This window comes from Mesorhizobium sp. CO1-1-8 (assembly GCF_020164875.1).
Lineage (GTDB): Bacteria > Pseudomonadota > Alphaproteobacteria > Rhizobiales > Rhizobiaceae > Mesorhizobium.
The window spans coordinates 276,364-296,984 of record NZ_JAIUGZ010000005.1 but is presented as its reverse complement, the minus strand read 5'-3'; the positions used below and the strand labels follow the sequence as shown (position 1 = coordinate 296,984).

At 64.8% G+C, this 20,621-nt stretch carries 17 protein-coding genes; 11 read left to right on the top strand and 6 right to left on the bottom strand.

Annotation, left to right across the window (positions count from 1 at the left end):
• Positions 1 to 61: 61 nt before the first annotated feature.
• From LB558_RS13005 to LB558_RS12995, 3 genes are all read left to right on the top strand, one after another.
• Complete coding sequence (locus LB558_RS13005; RefSeq protein ID WP_224697911.1) at positions 62 to 2,473, top strand: GcvT family protein; 2,412 nt, start codon at positions 62 to 64, stop codon at positions 2,471 to 2,473.
• 12 nt (positions 2,474 to 2,485) lie between these two features.
• Positions 2,486 to 4,039, top strand: a complete 1,554-nt coding sequence (locus LB558_RS13000; RefSeq protein ID WP_224697910.1) for a trimethylamine methyltransferase family protein — start codon at positions 2,486 to 2,488, stop codon at positions 4,037 to 4,039.
• 119 nt (positions 4,040 to 4,158) lie between these two features.
• Entirely contained in the window at positions 4,159 to 4,473 is a 315-nt protein-coding gene (locus LB558_RS12995) for a hypothetical protein (protein WP_224697909.1), read from the top strand.
• Positions 4,474 to 4,498: 25 nt separating this feature from the next.
• Here LB558_RS12995 and LB558_RS12990 read toward each other — a convergent pair whose 3' ends face one another.
• Positions 4,499 to 5,524, bottom strand: coding sequence for a LacI family DNA-binding transcriptional regulator (locus tag LB558_RS12990; RefSeq protein WP_224697908.1), 1,026 nt, complete (start codon positions 5,522 to 5,524; stop codon positions 4,499 to 4,501).
• Between the two features lie 206 nt (positions 5,525 to 5,730).
• Here LB558_RS12990 and LB558_RS12985 point away from each other — a divergent pair, with 206 nt between their 5' ends.
• The 5 genes from LB558_RS12985 (at position 5,731) to LB558_RS12965 (ending at position 10,717) form a co-directional block, all read left to right on the top strand.
• The gene (locus LB558_RS12985) at positions 5,731 to 6,762 is read left to right on the top strand and encodes a Gfo/Idh/MocA family protein (protein ID WP_224697907.1); all 1,032 of its coding nucleotides are present in this window, start codon (positions 5,731 to 5,733) and stop codon (positions 6,760 to 6,762) included.
• The gene (locus LB558_RS12980; RefSeq protein WP_224697906.1) at positions 6,759 to 7,667 is read left to right on the top strand and encodes a sugar phosphate isomerase/epimerase family protein; all 909 of its coding nucleotides are present in this window, start codon (positions 6,759 to 6,761) and stop codon (positions 7,665 to 7,667) included. Before LB558_RS12985 ends, LB558_RS12980 begins: the two co-directional genes overlap by 4 nt.
• Positions 7,668 to 7,770: 103 nt before the next feature.
• Positions 7,771 to 8,784 carry a substrate-binding domain-containing protein gene (locus LB558_RS12975; RefSeq protein ID WP_224697905.1) on the top strand — a complete coding sequence of 338 codons (1,014 nt, stop codon included), beginning with the start codon at positions 7,771 to 7,773 and terminating at the stop codon, positions 8,782 to 8,784.
• An 89-nt stretch (positions 8,785 to 8,873) separates the two neighbouring features.
• A complete protein-coding gene (locus LB558_RS12970) occupies positions 8,874 to 9,671 on the top strand; it encodes an ATP-binding cassette domain-containing protein (protein WP_224697904.1) in 798 nt (265 codons plus the stop codon).
• Entirely contained in the window at positions 9,668 to 10,717 is a 1,050-nt protein-coding gene (locus LB558_RS12965; protein ID WP_224697903.1) for an ABC transporter permease, read from the top strand. The genes LB558_RS12970 and LB558_RS12965 overlap by 4 nt, the downstream gene beginning before the upstream one ends.
• Before the next feature lie 232 nt (positions 10,718 to 10,949).
• Here LB558_RS12965 and LB558_RS12960 read toward each other — a convergent pair whose 3' ends face one another.
• Positions 10,950 to 13,622: an ATP-dependent helicase gene (locus LB558_RS12960; RefSeq protein ID WP_224697902.1), complete on the bottom strand. Its 2,673-nt coding sequence runs from the start codon at positions 13,620 to 13,622 to the stop codon at positions 10,950 to 10,952.
• Positions 13,623 to 13,895: 273 nt separating this feature from the next.
• Here LB558_RS12960 and LB558_RS12955 point away from each other — a divergent pair, with 273 nt between their 5' ends.
• Positions 13,896 to 16,211: a glucose/quinate/shikimate family membrane-bound PQQ-dependent dehydrogenase gene (locus LB558_RS12955; RefSeq protein ID WP_224697901.1), complete on the top strand. Its 2,316-nt coding sequence runs from the start codon at positions 13,896 to 13,898 to the stop codon at positions 16,209 to 16,211.
• Between the two features lie 137 nt (positions 16,212 to 16,348).
• On the opposite strand, the gene LB558_RS12950 is transcribed toward LB558_RS12955, so the two are convergent.
• Positions 16,349 to 16,783, bottom strand: a complete 435-nt coding sequence (locus tag LB558_RS12950; protein ID WP_224697900.1) for a hypothetical protein — start codon at positions 16,781 to 16,783, stop codon at positions 16,349 to 16,351.
• Positions 16,784 to 17,215: 432 nt separating this feature from the next.
• Here LB558_RS12950 and LB558_RS12945 point away from each other — a divergent pair, with 432 nt between their 5' ends.
• Positions 17,216 to 18,103: a dienelactone hydrolase family protein gene (locus LB558_RS12945; protein ID WP_224697899.1), complete on the top strand. Its 888-nt coding sequence runs from the start codon at positions 17,216 to 17,218 to the stop codon at positions 18,101 to 18,103.
• A gap of 10 nt (positions 18,104 to 18,113) precedes the next feature.
• Here LB558_RS12945 and LB558_RS12940 read toward each other — a convergent pair whose 3' ends face one another.
• Positions 18,114 to 19,022 (bottom strand): EamA family transporter, encoded by a 909-nt coding sequence (locus LB558_RS12940; protein ID WP_224697898.1) that lies wholly within the window; start codon positions 19,020 to 19,022, stop codon positions 18,114 to 18,116.
• 90 nt (positions 19,023 to 19,112) lie between these two features.
• On the opposite strand from LB558_RS12940, the gene LB558_RS12935 reads away from it, so the two are divergent.
• On the top strand, positions 19,113 to 19,592 hold the full coding sequence (locus tag LB558_RS12935; protein ID WP_224697897.1) for an Lrp/AsnC family transcriptional regulator: 480 nt from the start codon (positions 19,113 to 19,115) through the stop codon (positions 19,590 to 19,592).
• Between the two features lie 15 nt (positions 19,593 to 19,607).
• On the opposite strand, the gene LB558_RS12930 is transcribed toward LB558_RS12935, so the two are convergent.
• Both LB558_RS12930 and LB558_RS12925 read right to left on the bottom strand, forming a co-directional pair.
• Entirely contained in the window at positions 19,608 to 19,805 is a 198-nt protein-coding gene (locus LB558_RS12930; protein WP_013531006.1) for a hypothetical protein, read from the bottom strand.
• A 235-nt stretch (positions 19,806 to 20,040) separates the two neighbouring features.
• Positions 20,041 to 20,520 (bottom strand): thioesterase family protein, encoded by a 480-nt coding sequence (locus tag LB558_RS12925; protein WP_224697896.1) that lies wholly within the window; start codon positions 20,518 to 20,520, stop codon positions 20,041 to 20,043.
• Positions 20,521 to 20,621: the final 101 nt, after the last annotated feature.

Genomic DNA, 20,621 nt, shown 5'->3' with positions numbered 1-20,621 from the left:
TGGACACTTATGTCTAGTACGTATATGGTCTGGCCTTCGGACCAACCGTGGAGGGGAAGCCTTGAAGTCGCACTACCGCGCAGTCGTCATCGGAGGTGGCGTGGTCGGAGCCTCGGTGCTCTACCATTTGACGCGGTTCGGCTGGAGCGATGTGGCGCTGATCGAGCGCGCCGAACTGACGGCCGGCTCGACCTGGCACGCGGCGGCAGGCTTCCATGCGCTCAACGCCGATCCCAACGTGGCGGCGCTGCAGGACTACACCATCAATCTCTACCGCGAAATCGAGGCCGAATCCGGCCAGGATATCGGCCTGCACATGACCGGCGGCGTCAACATCGCCAGCGATCCCGCGCGCTGGGAGTGGCTGAAATCGGCCTGGGCGGTGTTCCAGTCGGTCGGCATCGAGACCGCGCGCCTGGTCACGCCCGACGAGATCAAGGCGATCTGCCCGATCGTCGACGTCGCCGGCGTGCTTGGCGGCCTGCATGATTCCAACGAAGGCCATCTCGACCCGTACGGCACCACGCATGCCTATGCCGGTGCTGCAAAAAAGCGCGGCGCCGACATCATCCTGCGCAACCGGGTCGTCGAGCTGAAGGTGCGCGCCGACGGTCGCTGGAACGTCCTCACGGAGCAGGGCACAATCATCGCCGAGCATGTCGTCAATGCCGGCGGGCTGTGGGCAAAGCAGCTCGGCCGCATGGCCGGTGTCGACCTGCCGGTGACGCCGATGGAGCACCACTATTTCATCACCGAGGACATTCCGGAGATCGCGGCCCTGGACAGGGAAATCGGCATCGCCGTCGATCTCGATGGCTTCTCGTACCTGCGGCAAGAGCGCAAGGGCGTGCTGCTTGGCGTCTACGAGCAGAATCCCAAGCACTGGAACATGGACGGCGCGCCGTGGGACTACGGCATCGAGCTGATCCCGGAAGACATCGACCGCATCAGCCCGGAACTCGCCAAGGCGCATGAGCGCTTTCCCTGCCTGGCGACAGCCGGCATCCGCAAATGGGTCAACGGCGCCTTCACCTTCACGCCGGACGGCAATCCGATCGTCGGGCCGGTGCGCGGGCTGAAGAACTACTGGGTCGCCTGCGGCGTCATGGCCGGTTTCAGCCAGGGCGGCGGCGTCGGCAAATCGCTGGCAGAATGGATGATTTATGGTGAGCCGCAGGCCGACATCTTCGGAATGGACATCGCCCGCTATGGCGGCTTCGCCGCCAACCGGGAATATCTCAGGCAGACGACGCGCCAGTTCTATTCGCGCCGCTTCGTCATGACCTTTCCCAATGAACGGCTGCCCGCCGGCCGGCCGCTGAAACGCCCCGGCGCCTATGACGGCATGAGCGGGGCGGGGTGCGAATGGACGGCGTCCTGGGGGCTGGAAATCCCGGCCTATTTCGCGCCGATGGCATTTCGAGAGAACACGACGCTGCGGCGTTCCAATGCCTTCGACATCGTCGGCGAGGAGGCGCTGCAGGTGCGGCGCGCCGCCGGTCTCGTCGATATCTCGGCCTATGCGCGCTATTGCGTTTCGGGGGCCGGCGCGGAAGCGTGGCTGGACCGGCTGCTCGCCTGCAGATTGCCGAAGCCGGGGCGGGCCGGCCTGGCGCCGATGCTCGGCCATGACGGACGGCTGAAGGGGGACCTCACCGTCTTCAACTGGGGCGGCGGCGACTATTGGCTGATGGGCTCCTACTATCTCCGGGAATTCCACATGCGCTGGTTCGAGAACCATGCGGCTGAGGGCGTCACCGTCATCGACCTCTCCGACACGACGAGTGGTTTCCTGCTGACCGGGCCCAATGCGCGCAAGATCCTGGAGCGCACAACGCATCAGGATGTGTCGGGCGCAGCATTGCAATTTATGGCCTGTGGCGCATTTGATATCGGCATGGTGCAGGCACGTGTGGCGCGGCTGTCGATATCAGGCGAGCTCGGCTTCGAAATCAGTTGCCCCGTGACCATGCATGCCACTCTGCGCGACACGCTGCTGGCTGCGGGCGAGGATCTCGGCTTGGCCGAAATCGGCTACTATGCGCTCAACGCACTGCGGCTTGAAAAGAGCTTCGGCATCTGGTCGCGCGAATTCACGCAAGGCTATACGCCGGGCCAGACCGGTCTCGACCGTTTCATCGCTTTCGGCAAGGGCGACTTCACCGGCCGCGAAGCAGCGTTGAAACAGCGTGAGGCCGGCAGCGGCCAATGCCTGGTGACGCTGGAAATCGATGCGCTCGACGCCGACGCCAGCGGCTTCGAGCCGGTCTGGCATCAGGGCAGGCGCGTCGGCTTCGTCACCTCGGGCGGCTATGGCTATACAGTCGGCAAGAGCCTGGCGCTGGCGCTGGTCGACCGCGATGTTGCACACGAGGGCACCGCGCTCTCCGTGCATGTCGTGGGTGAGGAACGGCTGGCGCGTGTCGTCGCGGCCTCGCCCTACGATCCCGAGGGCAAGGCAATGCGGCAATGAGGAGGATTTCCGATGGTCGATGACGCGGCACGGGACGGCAGGCGTGAACGCCGGCGTGGACGCACGGGCGAGGCCGGCAGCGAAAGCAGCCGCCGGCCGAACTACCATTCGCTGAAGAACCCGTTCCTGCCGCAGCCGATCTTTTCGGACGATCAGGTGGCTTCAATCCACGACACGGCGCTGCGGGTGCTGGAAGAGCTCGGCATCAAGGTGCTGCTGCCGCAAGCGCGCGCGTATTTCGCCAGTGCCGGCGCGCTGGTCGATCCGGACACCGACATGGTGCGCATCGGCCGCGACATGGTGACGGCGGCACTCGCCTCGGCGCCGAGATCGATCCTCGCCCATGCCGGTTCGCGCGCCCGCGATCTGACGCTCGAACTCGGCTCGATGACCTTCCTGGCCGGAAGCGGGGCGCCCAACGTCACCGATCTCGAGCGCGGCCGGCGGCCCGGAACGCTGGCGGATTTCGAGGATCTCATGCGGTTGGTGCAGAATTTCGACGTGCTGCATATGCTCGGACCCTGCATCGAGCCGCAGGATGTCGACAACCGCTTTCGCCACTATGCCGTCAACCGCGCGCAGCTGACGCTGTCGGACAAGTTTCCGTTCGTCTTCGCGCGCGGCACGCCGCAGGTCGAGGACGGGTTCGAGATGCTGCGGCTGGCGCGCGGCCTGTCGCAGGACGAGTTTCTGGCGGGTGCGCATTGCTACACCGTCATCAACACCAACTCGCCGCGCCAGCTCGACATCCCGATGGCGCAAGGCATCATCGACTTCGCCCGCGCGGGGCAAGTTTCCGTCATCACGCCGTTCTGCCTGGCGGGCGCCATGGCGCCGATCACGGTCGCCGGCGCGCTGACGCTGCAGCATGCCGAGGCGCTGGCCGGGCTGACGCTGGCGCAGATCGTGCGGCCGGGTGCGCCGGTCGTCTACGGCTCGTTCTCCTCCAATGTCGACATGAAATCCGGGGCGCCCGCCTTCGGCACGCCCGAGCATGTCAAGGCGACGTTGGGCGCCGGTCAGCTGGCGCGCTTCACCGGGCTGCCCTGGCGGTCCGGCGGCGGCAGTGCGGCTAACATCTCCGACGCGCAGGCCGCGCACGAGACGCAATTCGCGCTGTGGGGCTCGGTGCTGGCTGGAGCGACGATGTGCATCCATGCCGCCGGCTGGCTGGAGGGCGGCCTCAGCGTCTCCTTCGAGAAACTGGTCACCGACATCGAGGCGCTGCAGACGGTGGCTGAACTTTGCGCCGCGACGCCCGGCGACACCGATGCGATCGGCTTCGAAGCGATCGCCGAGGTGCAGCCGGGCGGCCACTTCTTCTCGGCCGGCCACACCATGGCGCGCTACCGCACGGCCTTCTACGAGCCGCTGGTGGCCGACTGGTCGAATTTCGGCAACTGGACGCAAAGCGGCTCGAAGACGGCAAGCGAGCGCGCCACCGGCGTCTGGCGGCGGGTGCTTGCCGATTTCGCGCCACCGGCCTCGGCCGTCGCGACCTCAGGCGTGCTGGATGAGTTCATCGCGCGGCGCACGGCAGAGGGCGGAGCGGCGCCGGTATCTTAAGGCTGGCTCTCGCTGATCGCCCTGGTTGTGGCGCGATCCGGAACCTACAGCGCGTCCCGCGCATTCAAGGTTGCGGCCGGTGCACTGCGCACCGGTCTGCTGTTTGAGGGGAGGACGCCATGGGTTTCGACCAATATCACGAACCGCCCGAGGAACTGACGCAGGAGGTGCGGACCTTTGCCCGCATGATCACCTCGCTGATCGAGGAGGCGGAAGCGATCAGCTGGTACGAACAGCGCATGTCGGTGGAGAAAGACCCGCAGGCGCGCGCCATCATGAAGAACGCGCAGAGCGAGGAGTTCAAGCACTTCGGCATGGATCTCGAATTCCTTCTGCGCCAGAAGAAGGACTGGCGGGCGGAACTGAAGGAAATCCTGTTCACCACGGGGGATATCGTCAAGGCCGGGGAGGCGGGCGAGAAGAAGGTGGATTGAGCGCCTTTACCGGCTTGTGCTTTCATCAATCGCTGTCGCGCGCCACCAGCTCCAGCGGCCAGACCTCTCTGATGATCCGTGGCCCCTCGGGGCCGGCGAAGGCGGGAAGCGACGCCAGCAGCATTTCGGCGAGCCGCTGCCCCATCGGCTCCAGTGCCGGACGGAAGGCGGTCAGCGCCGGCGAGAAATAGCGGCAAAGCGGCGTGTCGACGATGACGGTCACCGCCATGTCGTGACCCGGCCTGATACCCATCTCGGCCAGTGCCTTGCAGCCGCCAAGCGCCATCGCATCATTGTTGAAGATGATGGCGGTTGGCGGGGCCTTGGAGCGCATCACCTGCGGCGTCACTTCGTAGCCGCCGGCCTCGTTGATGAAGCCGGACGCGATCAGCTCGGGGTCGACCTCGATGCCGTGCCGCCGCAAGGCCTTGCGGTAGCCGGCCAGGAACAGATAGCCGAAATTGAGGTCGAGCGACGGGCGGACGGCGGCGATGCGGCGGTGGCCGCGCGCCACAAGGCGGTCGACCGCGTCGGCGCCGGCCTTCTCGAAATCGAGGTCGAGGGAAGGGTAGGACTTGGTTCCGGAGCGGCTGCGGCCAAGCGTGGCGAAGGGAAAGCCGGCCTGGGTGAGATAGTCGATGCGTTCATCCTCGCGCCGCGTCCAGGCCAGCAGCACCGCATCGGCGCGACGCGTCTCGACGACGCGGCGCAGGCGCTCCTGCTGGTAGTCGCCCGGCGCACCCATGACCACGATCAGGTCGAGCCCGCTTTCCGCAAGCCTGGCCTGCAGCCCGATCAGGAATGGAATGAAGAACGGCTCGCCATATTGCTGGTCGCCCGGATGCGGCTGCAGCATGAAGGCGATCGAATGGGTAGCGCCTTGCCTGAGACTGCGGCCGGACTGGTTCGGCGAATAATTGAGCGTCCTGGCCGCCTCGAGCACGCGCTGGCGCGTGTCGGCATTGACGTCGGCGCGGCCGTTCAGCGCCCGCGACACCGTGCCGATCGAAATGTTCAGGTGACGGGCAAGATCGTGAATGCTGGATGCCAACTGACTGTACTCCCCCTTGCTTGGCTAGCACCGGTAGCCGCTGAGGCCAAGGCGACAGGACGATTTTCGCCAAGGGCCAATTGACATTCTACGCCTTCGGGTGTGTTCTCGTAAACGTTTACGGAAAAACGTTTACGGTCTTGCCGTGGATGCCGTGGATGCCGTGACGATCGGTCTGGAGGGACCGAGCGGAGGAGAAGCGCCGGATGATAAATGCCGTCCTGGTCGGCTGCGGAGCGATGAGCAAGGCCTGGCTCGATGCCACCAGGCAGATCGACGGGCTCGCCATTGTCGGCCTTGTCGACCTCGACGCCGACAGGGCGCGGGCGAGGGCGCGTGAATACGATCTCAGCAGTGCCGTTATCGGCAGCGATCTCGACGCTGTGCTCGACCAGACCAGACCGCAAGCTGTGTTCGATGTGGTGGTTCCCGCCGCACGGCGCGAAGTAGCGCTATCCGCCTTTGCTCACAATTGCCATCTGCTGACGGAAAAGCCGCTCGCCGACAGTCGGGAAAATGCGCGCGCCATCGTCGAGGCCGCGCACCGCGCCGGGCGCATCCATGCCGTCGTCCAGAACCGCCGCTATGTCGCCAATGTCAGGCGCATCCGCAGATTCCTGCACTCCGGCGCCATTGGCACGCCGACCAGCATCCACGCCGACTTTTTCGTCGCACCGCATTTCGGCGGTTTTCGCGAGGAGATGGCCCATGTCCTGCTGCTCGACATGGCGATCCACACATTCGATGCTGCCCGCTACATGGTGAATGGCGAGCCGGCCGGCGTCCATTGCCAGGAATGGGAGCCCTCCAATTCCTGGTACCGGCAGGGATCGTCGGCCAGTGCTGTCTTCGATCTCGGCGGCGGCAAGGTCTTCACCTATGCGGGTAGCTGGTGCGCGGCCGGCTTCCGCACCAGCTGGGAGGGCAGCTGGCGCATCGTTGCCGAGCGCGGCAGCCTCATCTGGGACGGCCATGACGACCTAAGGGCAGAAGCAGTGATGCCGGGCCGCGACGGGATGTTCGACAAAACCCAGCCGATCGAGGTGCCGCCGCTCGATGCGTCCGACCGCATCGACGGCCATCTCGGCATCATCCAGGATTTCATGCACGCCATCGAGACCGGCACCGAGCCGGAAACGCGCGGCGCCGACAACATCAAGAGCCTGGCCATGGTTTTTGGCGCCATCGAAAGCGCCGAGACCGGCCGCCGCGTGACAATCGCAGAGGACGCACAATGACGCCGAACCCGCTTCTCGACATCCGGATCGGCACCATGGTGCGGGCCAATCTCGACGACCCGGCGGCTTACATCAAACAGATCCTGCCGCTCGGCTTCGAGAGCATCCAACCCTTCTTCTGGCAGACGCTGGGCGGCAAGGATCTGCCACGGCTGGCCGGCCAGATCCGCGAGGCGATCGGCGATGCCGACGTCACCGTGTCCTCGCTCGGCGTGTTCGGCAACCCGCTGGAGGAAGGCGAGGTCGATCGCGGCGTGCTCAAGGCCTGGGAGACGGTGATCGACAATGCGCATCTGTTCGGCACCTCGATGGTCAGCGGCTTCACCGGCCGCCTGCGCGGCAAGAAGCTGACGGACAGCCTGCCGCGCTTCAAGGAGGTCTGGGGACCGTTGGCCAGGCGCGCCGCCGACAAGGGCGTGCGGATCGCCTTCGAAAACTGCGCAATGGACGGCAACTGGGCCGCCGGTGACTGGAACATCGCCCACAATCCCGACGCCTGGGAGCTGATGTTCAATGAAGTGCCTGACGACAATCTCGGACTGGAATGGGAGCCCTGCCACCAGCTCGTCTATTTGATCGACCCCATGCCGCAGATCCGCAAATGGGCGCCGCGCATCTTCCACGTCCACGGCAAGGACGCGACGGTGCGCTGGGATGTCATCCGCGAGCATGGCGTGTTCGGCCGGCTGCCCTTCGTGCAGATGCGGACGCCGGGCTTCGGCGACAGCGACTGGACGCGGGTGATCAGCGAATTGAGGCTGGCCGGTTACAAGGGGGCCATCGACATCGAAGGCTGGCACGACCCGGTCTATCGCGGCGACCTCGAGATCACCGGCCAGGTGCGGGCGCTGGAATATCTCAGGCAATGCCGGGGAGGGGCCAGCTACCTGCCGAATCCGATGTGAGGATCGGCCGGCGGGAGGAGCCGGCCGGGATGTCTGCAACGCACATTGCCGAAGCGAATGTCGAAACCCCTCGCTTGCGAGGACAAAAAGGGAGGATAAGTGCATGAGCATGACGATGAGAAGGACAGTTCTGCGCTCGACCGTCGTGGCCGCCGCCACGGTGCTTGCCGCTGCGATCTCCACCCTGCCCGCGCAGGCGCTCGACACCAAATGGTGCAAGGACGTCCACATCCGCTTCTTCGTCGGCGGCGCCGAGGGCGACGCTTTCGGCACCATCGTCTACAATGGCGCCAAGCAGGCAGAGGCCGATCTCGGGCCGAAGGTCGACTACATCTTCTCCCAGTGGGACATCGAAAAGATGGTGCAGCAACTGCGCGAGGCCGTCGCGGTCAAGCCCAACGGCATCGCCATGATGGGCCATCCGGGCGACGCGTCGATCATGCCGCTCGCTGAACAGGCGCACAAGGACGGCATCAAGATGATGTACCAGAACGTGCCGGTGCCGAAGGTGGTGGAAGCGTTCGGCGGCGGCTATGTCGGGGCCCAGCAGGAACAGCAGGGCCGCGCGCTCGGCGCCGAGGCGTTCAAGCTGGGCAAGCTGAAGGCCGGCGACAAGGCGATCATGATCGGTCCGTTCGAAAACGAAAGTCGCGGCGCGCGCGAGCGCGGCACGGTGGCAGCGCTCAAGGAAGCCGGCGTCGAGGTCATCCAGTTGTCCTCACCGCCGAGCGGCGAATGGGCGTCCGATCCCAATCTGGCCATTCCGGTGATCACCGCGGCGCTGCTCAACAATCCCGACGTCAAGGCGGTCGGCTATCCCGGCGGGCAGATGCTCGGCAATGTCTCGACCTACATGCAGGCGGCCGGACGCAAGGCCGGCGAGATCTTCAATTTCGGCTTCGACACCAGCCCGCAGATCGTCGAGGGCTTCAAGGGCGGCTGGGTGCAATTGACCGCCGACCAGCAGCCGTTCCTGCAGGGCTATCTGCCGATCCTCAGCCTCTGCCAGCAGGTTGTGCTGGGGCTGGCGCCGATGAATGTCGACACCGGCGCCGGTTTCGTCACGCCCGAGAATTATGAGATCGTCGCTGAGCTCGCTAAGCAGGCGCTGCGCTGACCTCCCAAGCCGCCGGCCGGGATCTCAGGCCCCGGCCGGCGGGACCGCTGGCGACGAAGCCGGCACGAGACAATCAAAGCGAGGATCCGATGGCAGAACGCCTCATCGAACTGCGCGACATCAGCAAATCCTATGGCCAGGTCTATGCACTGGGCGGGGTCAATCTCAGCGTCGACCGCGGCGAGGTCGTCGGCCTGCTCGGCGACAATGGCGCCGGCAAGTCGACGCTGATCAAGATCCTCTCCGGCGTGGTCAAGCCGACCAGCGGCGAAATTCTCGTGCGCGGCAAGCCGGTGACCGGGTGGAGCGCCGCGCGTTCCCGCGAGGCCGGCATCGAGACGGTTTTCCAGGACCGGGCGCTGGCCGTGCAGCAGACCATCGTTCGCAACATCTTCATGGGCCTCGAGCTGACCGGCTTCATGGGCTTTCTCAGGGTCAACAAGGAGATCGTGGAGGCGAGCCGGCTGATGCGCGAGATCGGCTTCACCTCGAAAGTGTTCACGCCGCAGTCGATCGTCGGCCAGCTTTCGGGAGGCGAACGCCAGGGCGTGGCGATCGCCCGCGCCATCTACAAGCAGGCCGAGCTGATCGTCCTCGACGAACCGACGACGGCGCTGTCGCTGACCGAAACCGCCAAGGTGTTCCATTTCGTTCGCCAGGTGCGGGCGAGCGGCCGCTCGATCCTGTTCATCGGCCACAACATCCATCATGTCTTCGACATCGCCGATCGCTTCGTCGTGCTCGACCGTGGCAAGGTTGCACTGACGACCGACCGCAGCGAGGTCAAGTCGGCCGAAGATCTCATCAACTTCATGGAAGAGGTCGCGCATCCCGGCGGGTTGGCCGGGCTGCACGATGCCGGCGACGCGGAGCAGAGAGCACGATGAGCAAGACCATGGAGCCCGACCTGCACGAGCCGTCCGCCGGCATTCCCCGCCCCAGTGCCCAGAAGGAGTGGAAGCACCCATCCGACCACTGGATGCGCGGTTTCATCCTCGACAATCGTGCCGCGCTCGGCACGCTCGCCGTGTTCATCGTCATGATGGCGGTGTTCATGATCGCCAACCCGACCGTCTTCACCACCTGGTATCTCTACCGCTCGGTGCTGACGACCTTGCCGGTGGCGCTGTTCGTGGTGGTGCCGCTGGTCTTCGTCGTCACCTGCGGCGAGATCGACCTGTCGTTTCCGGCAACAATGGGTTTTGCCTCATGGGTCTTCGCGCTGGTCGTGCAGGCCGGCTACGATCCGTTTCTCGGCATCGCCGCGGCACTCGTCACCGGCATGCTGCTCGGCTTCCTGGTAGGCTCGCTGGTCGTCTATGGCGGGCTGTCGTCGCTGATCGCCACGCTCGGCATGAATTTCCTGCTGCGCGGCCTGATCCAGATCATCAACGAAGGCAAGTCGATGGCGCTGACCAGCCTCAGCGATAGCTGGGCCTACACGATCTTTTCCAGCCAGGTCCTGGGCATTCCGGTGCAGATATTGTGGGCCATCGGCTTCGTCGTGCTGTCGGCGATGCTCTACAACAGGCATCGCTTCGGCGCGCAGGTGAGGGTGGTCGGCGACAATCCCGACAGCGCCCAGCAGATGGGCATCGACGTCAAGCGCGTGCGGGTCAAAGTGTTCGTCTTCGTCGGCATCGGCGCTGCGATCGCCGGCACCTTCTCAGTGATGATCAACTTCACCTGGTGGCCGACCGCCGGCGACGGATATCTGTTGCCGGTGCTGGCCTCGGTGTTCGTCGGCGGCACGCCGACCTGGGGCGGCATCGGAACCGTGGTCGGCGGTGCCATCGGGGCCGTCACCGTGTCCTTCATCCAGACCGGCGTCGTGGCGGCGGGATTGAGCGGCTTCTACGTGCAGTTCTTCAACGGACTGATCATCATCCTGTCGCTGCTGGGGCATAAGTGGAACCAGGCACGGTATCGGTGAGGGGCTGTTTCGTTGGCGAACCGCTTGCCTTGACGATTGGCGGAGATGCCCATCGTTTCGTCATCCTCGGGTCTGCGCTGCGTCGCTGCGCTCCTGCTTCGCCCGTGGATGACGGAGGTGGGGGCTTCCGCCAGAGAAATGATATGTTGGATGTTGTTGAAGTGATGATCGTATTGTCAAAGTAGACGCATACACAAGGCGGTCGCTTGTAGGACAACGAGGCAAGTGGGCCTCACACCGCTGCGACAAACCCGTCCAGCACGCGTTTCTGGCCGGCTTTGTCGAAATCGATGGTCAGCTTGTTGCCTTCGATGGCCGAGATGTTGCCGTTGCCGAATTTCTGGTGGAAGACGCGGTCGCCGACGTTGAAGGCGGACGGCGTGTCGGAGACGGATTTGGCGACCAGTTCGCCGTCGATGGTGCGGCCCTTGACCGAGGTGCGGCCGGCGCCGTAACCGCTGTCCGTCTCGCCGTAGCCGATGCGCTCGACCTGATGGCCGGAGCGCGAGCCCCAGTTGCGGTCGGTCGCCTCGGTGCGGTTGGCCTGGGCGCGCTGCCAGCCCGGTGTCGCATAGGTGTTGGAGAAGGCGCCGGATTTTTCGCTGTCGGCGCCGACATTGTCGAAGCGGGAGGCGCCATAGGGGTTCTGCCGTCCTGCACCCTGGCCGCCGCGGCCGGAGGCAAAGGAACCGCCGCCATAGGAATTGCCGTAGCCGCCGTAGGAATTGCCGCTTTCAGCGACCTCGACATGGGCTTCCGGCAATTCGTCGAGGAAACGCGACGGGATGGTCGACTGCCATAGGCCGTGGATGCGGCGGTTCGAGACAAACCACAGATGCAGGTTCTTCTTGGCGCGGGTCAGGCCGACATAGGCAAGGCGGCGCTCTTCCTCCAGTCCGGAGCGGCCGCCTTCATCGAGCGCGCGCTGATGCGGGAACAAGCCTTCCTCCCAGCCGGGCAGGAAGACGGTTTCGAATTCGAGGCCCTTGGCCGAATGCAGCGTCATGATGCTGACGGCGTCGAGGCCGGCATTCTGCTCGGCATCCATGACCAGTGCGACATGCTCGAGGAAGGAGCGCAGCGATTCGTACTCCTCCATGCCGCGGATCAGTTCTTTCAGGTTCTCCAGCCGGCCTGGGGCTTCGACCGAGCGGTCGTTCTTCCACATGTCGGTGTAACCGCTCTCCTCGAGAATGGTCTCGGCGAGTTCGGTGTGCGGCGTGGTTTCCAGCGCCTTCTGCCAGCGCTCGAAATTGGCCGCGACCTCGCGCAGTGCGGCGCGCGGCTTCGGCTTCAACTCGTCGCTTTCGGCCAGCTTGGCGGCGGCTTCCAGCATCGGGATGCGCAGCGCACGCGCGGTGTCGTGAATCTGGCGGATGGTGGCTTCGCCCAGCCCCCGCTTCGGCACATTGACGATGCGCTCGAAGGCGAGGTCGTCGGCGCCTTGCGCGACGACGCGGAAGAAGGCCATCGCGTCGCGGATTTCCATGCGCTCGTAAAAACGCGGGCCGCCGATGACGCGGTAGTTGAGGCCGAGCGTGACGAAACGGTCCTCGAACTCGCGCATCTGGAAGGACGCACGGACCAGGATCGCCATGTCGTTGAGATTGTGCTTTTGCCGCTGGTAGGTCTCGATGGTCTCGCCCACGGCGCGCGCTTCTTCCTCGGAATCCCAGGCGGCGTGGACATGGACCTTGCCGTCTTCGGGATCGTTGCGGTCCGTGAACAGCGTCTTGCCGAAGCGGCCCTCATTGTGGGCGATGAGGTGGGAGGCAGCGCCAAGGATGTGCGCAGTCGAGCGGTAGTTGCGCTCCAGCCGGATGATGGTGGCGCCGGGAAAATCCTTGTCGAAGCGCAGGATGTTGTCGATCTCGGCGCCGCGCCAGCCATAGATGGATTGGTCGTCGTCGCCGACGCAGCAGATGTTGACTTTGTTTTCGCTCGCGGGCTGCTCCGCGCCTGCCGGCGCGGGCCCTCCGCGGGGGCCTCGCAACGGCTCGGACGCCCGGTCGGGCTTGCGGCCTTCGGCCGAATGCAAATCCTTCGACGATGACGCGCGCCCTGCCTCCGGCCTTTGCGCCAAAAGCCGCAGCCACATGTACTGGGCGGTGTTGGTGTCCTGGTATTCGTCGACGAGGATGTATTTGAAGCGCTTGTGGTATTCCTTCAGCACGTCCGGATTGGCGCGGAAGATGCGGATCGGGTGGCAGAGCAGGTCGCCGAAATCGCAGGCGTTCAGCGTCTTCAGCCGCTCCTGATAGGCCTTGTAGAGTTCGCGGCCCTTGCCATTGGCGAAGGCGCGGGCATCGCCCTCGGCGATGTCGGCCGGGCCTTGGCCCTTGTTCTTCCAGCCGTCGATCATCTGGGCGAACTGCTTGGCCGGCCAGCGCTTGTCGTCCAGCCCTTCGGCCTGGATCAGCTGCTTGATCAGCCGCACGACGTCGTCGGTGTCGAGGATGGTGAAGTCGGATCTCAAGCCGGCAAGTTCTGCGTGGCGGCGCAGCAGCTTAACGCCGATCGAGTGGAAGGTGCCGAGCCAGGGCATGCCCTCGACATTGCCTTCGCCGATCAGCACGCCGATGCGGATTTTCATCTCGCGCGCGGCCTTGTTGGTGAAGGTCACCGCGAGGATCTGCGACGGGAACGCCTTGCCGGTGGCGAGGATGTGGGCGATGCGGGTGGTGAGCACGCGGGTCTTGCCGGTGCCCGCTCCGGCCAGCACCAGAACCGGGCCTTCGGTGGTTTCCACCGCCAGCCTCTGCTCGGGGTTCAGCCCCTTGAGATAGTCGGGCGCGTTGTTGTGTCCGCTGCGGGCAGCCATGGCGCGCGCGGCGATGCCCGACGGGGCCGTGGGCCGCGCGTTGGGTTCGTCGAAAAAGGGCATGTCTTCGGAAAAGCCGGACATTGCCCCGAATGTAGTGATTCGGTGGGGAAAGACCAGACTGTCTACGTTTTGTTCCGCTAAAGCGCCCGATTGCTGCCCCACGCTCCCACAGCGGTCGATGTTATCCCAATTGTGACGGACCATTACGGCTTGCGCTTGAGGCCCGTGCTTGACAGGCGAGACCGTCAGGAGAAAGTTGTGTTTCGGGCAGCCACGCAATGCCGGGTTGCCATGGCCGCGCCGCGAAGCGCAACAGTCGAAGCCGCGAAGCGCAACAGTCGAAGGAGTATCATCTTGGCTGTCACCATCACCTCCCTCATTCTTTTCCTCATCGGCCTGGCACTCGGCGGCGGCGGCATCCGCCTGGCGATGCTGGGCGGCAGCTGGTACTATGTCGTTGCCGGCCTTGCCTTCCTGATCGCCGCCTGGCTGCTCTACCGGCGCCGGTCCACCGCACTGTGGCTCTACGCGGCGATCGTGCTCGGCACGTTGGCCTGGGCGGTCTGGGAAACCGGCTTCGACTGGTGGGAACTCGGGCCTCGCGGCGGCATCATCGTGCTTCTCGCTTTGTGGCTGCTGACGCCGTGGGCGAGGCGGGGTCTTGTCGGCCCTGACGCACGCGCGCCGCTGATCCTTGCCGTGCTGGCATCACTGGCCGTCGCCGGTTATTCGATGACTTCAGATCCGAAGGACATTGCCGGCGAACTCGGCACCGACAAGGTGGTTGCCAACGCCAATCTCGGTAATGATGTGCCGGCCGGCGAATGGCACTATTACGGCCGCACGCAGTTCGGCCAGCGCTATTCGCCGCTCGACCAGATCACATCAGACAATGTCGCCAAGCTGGAGCCTGCCTGGACCTACCGGACCGGCGACGTGAAGGGACCGGACGATGTCGGCGAGACCACCTATCAGGTGACGCCGCTGAAGATCGGCGACACGCTCTACATCTGCACGCCGCATAATTTCGCCATCGCCATCGACGCCGCGAGCGGCAAGGAGAAATGGCGCTTCGATCCCAAGGTCAAGCTCGACAAGGACCGCCAGCACCAGACCTGCCGCGGCGTGGCCTATTACGCCGATGCCGCCGGCGCCGCCGGGCAGCCCTGTGCGACCCGCGTCTACCTGCCGACCTCGGACGCGCGGCTGATCGCACTCGACGCCGCCAACGGGCAGGTCTGCCCGGCTTTCGCCGAGGGCGGCACGCTGAACCTTCTGACCAACATGCCCTATCCGAAGTCGGGCTATTATTACTCGACCTCGGCACCGCTGATCTCAGGCGGCAAGATCATCATCGGCGGCGCGGTCAACGACAATTATTCGACGCAGGAGCCGTCCGGCGTCATCCGCGCCTACGACGCTGCCACCGGCGCGCTGGTGTGGAACTGGGATTCCGGCAATCCGGACCAGACGACGCCGCTGCCGGCCGGCCAGACCTATACCGCCAACTCGCCCAACATGTGGTCGACGCCGAGCGCCGACGAGAAGCTCGGCCTGCTCTACGTGCCGCTCGGCAACCAGACGCCGGACCAGCTCGGCGCCGGGCGCAGCGCCAATGTCGAGAAGTTCTCGTCGTCGATCACCGCGCTCGACCTCAACACCGGTCAGGTGCGATGGGTGCGGCAGACCGTGCACCACGATCTCTGGGACATGGACGTGCCGGCGCAGCCGAGCCTGATCGACATCACCAAACCCGACGGCACGGTGGTGCCGGCGCTGGTGGGACCGACCAAGCAGGGCGACCTCTATGTGCTCGACCGCCGCACCGGCGAGCCGGTCATTGCGGTCAACGAAGTGCCGGCGCCCGGCGGTGCGATCGAAGGCGACCACACATCGCCGACGCAGCCGGTCTCCGATCTCACCTTCATGCCGAAGCCGCTGACCGGCGCCGACATGTGGGGCCTCACCATGTTCGACCAGTTGGCCTGCCGGATCGAATTCCAGGGCCTGCGCTATGAGGGGCGCTATACGCCGCCTTCCGTCCAGGGCTCGCTGATCTATCCCGGCAATTTCGGCACCTTCAACTGGGGTGGCGTCGCCGTCGATCCGGTCCGGCAGGTGCTGTTCGGCATGCCGACCTATCTGGCGTTCAAGTCGCAGTTGATCCCGCGCGATCAGGTGCCGCCGCCGGACGAAGGGCGCGGCAGCGAGCAGGGGCTGAACCGCAACGAGGGCGCGCCCTATGCGGTGGTGATGGGACCGTTCCTGTCGCCGCTCGGCATTCCTTGCCAGGCGCCGCCCTGGGGCTATGTCGCCGGTGCCGATCTCAGGACCGGCAAGATCGCCTACAAGCACCGCAACGGCACCGTCTACGATATGACGCCGCTGCCGCTGCCGCTGAAAGTCGGGGTGCCGGGCATCGGCGGGCCGATGATCACGGCTGGCGGCGTCGCCTTCTTGGGGGCCGCGGTCGACGACTATCTGCGCGCCTACGACCTGACGTCGGGCAAGCAGCTGTGGCAGGCGCGGCTGCCGGCCGGCGGGCAATCGACGCCGATGACCTATACGGTCGCCGACGGCCGCCAGTTCGTGGTCATCGTCGCCGGCGGCCACGGTTCGGTCGGCACCAAGCCTGGGGATTATGTGATGGCCTACGCGCTGCCGAAGTAGGGGCGACAGGGTAACCCGATCTTTCAGAGGTCGCGCCGCCCATCATCTGTGCCGGTATCTTTTCCCCGTATAGCGACGGGGAAAAGTGCGCGACTGGGCAATGAGGGGCGGCAAATCTTCCGATCGGCCGTTGTCGATCAGCCAATCCCCAGATGGCCCCTCAGGCTGGGCACCGAGCCGAGCACCTTGTTGGTCAGCTCGGGACCGGCGGCGGCTTCGGCCTGCTGGATCAGCGTCTCGCCGGCCTTCTGGATCTGCGCCATGTCGAGCCCGGATGCCTTGAGCGCGGCGATGCCGTTGATCAGCGCGCCGGCCTTCTCGCCGAGAACGCCGCCAAGCGCGCCCTGCAACGACGACAGAAAACCGCCACCGCCGGCCGGAGCGGCGGCCATCACGTCATATTGATGGGCGAGGTCGTCGGCGCCGGGGATCTTGGCGAAGAACGCCGAGGCGCTTGTGCCTTCCGCCTCGTGTTCGAGCACCGAGAAGATGGTGCCGACGACTTTCTCCGTCGTCGCCTGGTCGAGGCCCGCCTTCTGCGAAACGGTGTTGACGATGTCCTGGACGTTCATGGCGTCACCTCAACCCTGGGTTTTCATGTTGCGGTTCCGCTCAGTGCGGACCCTGATCAACGATCGTCTGCCTGCATTCACAACCATCGAGCGTAGGGCCAAAGCGGCACCCGCCGCAAGGACGAGCGCGCTGGCGAGCATCGGAGAAGGCATGGTCATGGTCTTGCTTCCTTCTGGGTCTGACGTGTAGGCACGCGGCAAGATACCGTCGATAGCCACCTTCCCTCACTATTGTGGCAGCGCCAGCAGGATTTATCGCCAATGACCAAAAAGTGATGACACGGCCGCGCATGGCGCCGGCTTTACTGCCCGGGCGCGGCTGGCTGCATACACCCTGAAGCGATCGACGGCCGCGATGGGTGCTCGACTGGATCATGCCGGCTTGGTCCCTATGTCGCTGGGGAATTGAAGCCCGAGCAGAGGAACTCATTCATGACGAAACCCGACGCCAAGCCCGCCATCACCCAGGCGATGATCGATGCCTATGACGAATACACGCATCTGACGCTCGATCGCCGCCGGTTCATGGAGCAGTTGACCCGGCTTGCCGGATCGGGTGCGGCGGCGGTCGCGATCGCGCCGCTTCTGGCGGCAAATTCGGCGCAAGCGGCTGTTGTCGCCGACAACGATCCGCGGGTGAAGGGCGAGGACATCAGCTATCCCGGCAGCAGTGGCGAGATGAAGGGCTATCTGGTCAAGCCGGCGGACCAGGCGGGCAGGCTCGGTACTGTGATCGTCGTGCATGAGAACAGGGGGCTCAACCCGCATATCCGCGACGTGGCGCGGCGCGTGGCGCTGGAAGGGTTCGTGGCGCTGGCGCCGGATTTCCTGTCGTCGCTCGGCGGCACGCCAGCCGACGAAGACAAGGCGCGCGACATGTTCGCCAAGCTCGATCCGGCGCAGACCATCGCGGACGGTGTTGCGACCGTCGCTTTCCTCAAGAGCGACAAGGACGGCAACGGCAAGGTCGGCGCTATCGGCTTCTGCTGGGGTGGCGGCACGGTCAACATGCTGGCCGTCAACGCGCCCGATCTCAGTGCCGGCGTTGCTTATTACGGCATGCAGCCGAAGGCCGCCGATGTCTCCAAGATCAAGGCGGCCTTGCTGCTGCACTATGGCGGACTGGACGAGCGTATCAATGCCGGCATCGACGCCTTCAAGAAGGAACTCGACGCGGCGCATGTCGAATACACGGTCTATGTCTATGAAGGCGCCAACCATGCCTTCAACAACGACACGTCGGCAGCGCGCTATGACAAGAAGGCTGCCGACCTGGCCTGGGGCAGAACGATCGCCTTCCTCAAGCAGAAATTGGCCTAGGGGCCTCCGTCTAATCCGTGTTCGCCGGCTTGTGGAAGGCGACGCCTGCGACCACCAGCGCAATGCCGAGGCAATCGTTAAAACTTGGAATCTGATGCAGCACGATGACGCCGATCAGTGTTGCGGTGACCGGCAGCAGCGACAGCATCAGCGCGAAGCTCGCGCGCGGCAGCCGCGACATGGCGAGCTGGTCGCAGATGTAAGGAATGACCGAAGAACAGATGCCGACGCCGATGGCGGCGAGCAGAAGCAATGGTGAGAAAAAGGCGGGCAGGGCGTCGGTGAGGCCGATCGGCAGAACGACGATGAAGGCGATCGCCATGGCTGCACCCAGGCCGGCGATGCCTCCGCCTGCACCTGAAGCGGCGACGCGGTGGCCGAGCACGATGTAGCCGACGAACAGCGCGCCGTTGAGGAAAGCCCAGAACAGCCCGATGGGATCATCGGACCATCTGACGTCGATGAGCAGCAAGGTGCCGGTCACGGCGACGGCAAGGGCGGCAAGATTGCGCGGGCTCCTGAGGCCGACCACCGCGACGCCGATGGTGCCGACGAATTCGATCGCCGCCACCAGCGAGATCGGCAGGCGGTCGAGCGCCAGGTAGAACGAACAGTTCATCACCGCCAGACAGGCGCCGAAGGCCAGCAACAGCAGCCGCGTCGAGCGATCGGCGCGGGCGAAGCTGCGCCATGGACGGGTCAGCGGTGTGAAGACGAGTGCTGCCGTGGCGATGCGCAGCCACGCCATGCCGAGCACGCCGACATGCGGGAAAAGCAGCACGGCGAATGCCGGCCCGAGATAGTGGAAGACGGCGCTGACGCCGAACCAGACATGCGGCGGCAGTTTTTCCGTCAGCCTGCCCAGGGTGGAGTTGCCGAGGGCAGGGGCCGCGGCGAGAGCTTGCGTTTGATCATCCACCGGATCAGTATCGCAGGCGGATTTGCCTGTTTATATGGGTGATGATTGGGCTCTGTCTGCTATCTTTGTCCCGGAAGCAAGGAGTTTTCCATGAAGCGCCTTCGAATTGAAAGTGCCGACCTCGATGCCGCGGATATGAAGATCCTGCGTCTGCTGGAAAAGGACGCGCGCACCAGCACGGCGGAGCTGGCACGCTCGGTCGGCCTGTCGGCGCCGAGCGTGACAGAGCGCATCAAGCGGCTGCAGGAAAGTGGCGTCATCCAGGCCTATTCGGTCAGGATCAACCCGGCGGCACTCGGCCTGCCGCTGTCGGCATGGCTGCGCATCCGGCCGGTGCCGGGGCAACTGGCCGTCGTGGCCGAGATCATCCGCGAACTGCCGGAGATCGTGCAATGCGACCGGGTGACCGGAGAGGATTGTTTCGTCGCACTGGCGCATGTCGGCTCGGTGGCCGACCTTGAGCGTGTGATCGACCGCATCATCCCCTACGCGATGACCAACACGGCTATTATCCAGTCGTCGCCGGTGGTGGCACGCTCGGCCCTGGCGGCGTTGAGGCGCCAGGCTTGACTACAGGGAGGAGACCTATGCGTGGCCGCGCTTCATGCGCGCCTGCTTCAGGATGGCGCGCCAGCGGATCATGTCGAACGGGATCGGCTCGTTGTTGTTGGCGATGTGGAAGATCTCGTTGTTGACGTTCTTGAGCGAGCGCCAGAAATCGTAGTCGGTGATGCGCGGATCGGCAGCCAGCCTGTCCACCTCGACCTTGATGTCGGTTTTCATGCACTTTCCTCGAACCGGCGCCGCGCCGCCCGTGTCGCTACCTCGATGCGGATCGTTTTCGACCGACCCGCTGAGTCGCGCAACGGCCCAAATGGCTTGTTCCCGTTAAAACCTTGGTAAGGTTAACGTGGGCGCCGCGCCGCTTCAAGCGCCGCCGCCGGCCGATGGGAGGGTTCTGCGATTTTAGATTGCCGGTGTGGCTTTGAAGCCGGGAACGAGACGTGTCGGCTTCGCCCTATTTGCGTTTGATGCCGATCGAGCGGCCGGCTCGTTCCGGCATCGGCAGTGCCGAATGGGCGGCGCGCATGGCTTCGACCCTGGCCAGCACATCGGCGGGGAAGGGCGCCACCTTCGGCCCGGACATGTCGACATGCAGCGACAGCGATTCGGAAGTCGCGGCCAGCCAGCCGTCGACATGGCGGATTTCCTGATAGGCCCGCAGCCGCTTGTCGTCGTGGTCGATAAGCTGGAAGGAGACCGTGACCTGGTGCTCGAGGTGCAGTTCCTGCACGTAGCAGACATGGACTTCGGCCGTGTAGATGGTGAGGCGGCGATCCCTGGCATAGTTCGGTCCCATGCCCATTGCCTCGAAGGCGTCGTCCGAGCAGCGGTCGAACAGCACGTTGTAATAGGCCATGTTGAGATGGCCGTTGTAATCGATCCAGTCCTTCTCGATGTCCATGGGTTTTGAGACGAACGGAGTGGGGATGAGCATCGAAACTTCCTTGTTCTGGCGCTGGACAGAGCGTGGCTCCGGAGTGTTTTTCATTCTGACGCAATTCCGGACGGAAAACCGCTTCACACTTTTCCTGGAAT

Bases quoted from the DNA above. Each gene is read 5' to 3' on its own strand.
- LB558_RS12975 (WP_224697905.1), top strand. From the start codon at position 7,771: ATGAGCATGACGATGAGAAGGACAGTTCTGCGCTCGACCGTCGTGGCC.
- LB558_RS12950 (WP_224697900.1), bottom strand. From the start codon at position 16,783: ATGAACGTCCAGGACATCGTCAACACCGTTTCGCAGAAGGCGGGCCTC.
- LB558_RS12945 (WP_224697899.1), top strand. From the start codon at position 17,216: ATGACGAAACCCGACGCCAAGCCCGCCATCACCCAGGCGATGATCGAT.
- LB558_RS12995 (WP_224697909.1), top strand. From the start codon at position 4,159: ATGGGTTTCGACCAATATCACGAACCGCCCGAGGAACTGACGCAGGAG.
- LB558_RS12965 (WP_224697903.1), top strand. From the start codon at position 9,668: ATGAGCAAGACCATGGAGCCCGACCTGCACGAGCCGTCCGCCGGCATT.
- LB558_RS12930 (WP_013531006.1), bottom strand. From the start codon at position 19,805: ATGAAAACCGACATCAAGGTCGAGGTGGACAGGCTGGCTGCCGATCCG.
- LB558_RS12925 (WP_224697896.1), bottom strand. From the start codon at position 20,520: ATGCTCATCCCCACTCCGTTCGTCTCAAAACCCATGGACATCGAGAAG.
- LB558_RS12980 (WP_224697906.1), top strand. From the start codon at position 6,759: ATGACGCCGAACCCGCTTCTCGACATCCGGATCGGCACCATGGTGCGG.
- LB558_RS13000 (WP_224697910.1), top strand. From the start codon at position 2,486: ATGGTCGATGACGCGGCACGGGACGGCAGGCGTGAACGCCGGCGTGGA.
- LB558_RS12970 (WP_224697904.1), top strand. From the start codon at position 8,874: ATGGCAGAACGCCTCATCGAACTGCGCGACATCAGCAAATCCTATGGC.
- LB558_RS12935 (WP_224697897.1), top strand. From the start codon at position 19,113: ATGAAGCGCCTTCGAATTGAAAGTGCCGACCTCGATGCCGCGGATATG.
- LB558_RS12985 (WP_224697907.1), top strand. From the start codon at position 5,731: ATGATAAATGCCGTCCTGGTCGGCTGCGGAGCGATGAGCAAGGCCTGG.
- LB558_RS12960 (WP_224697902.1), bottom strand. From the start codon at position 13,622: ATGTCCGGCTTTTCCGAAGACATGCCCTTTTTCGACGAACCCAACGCG.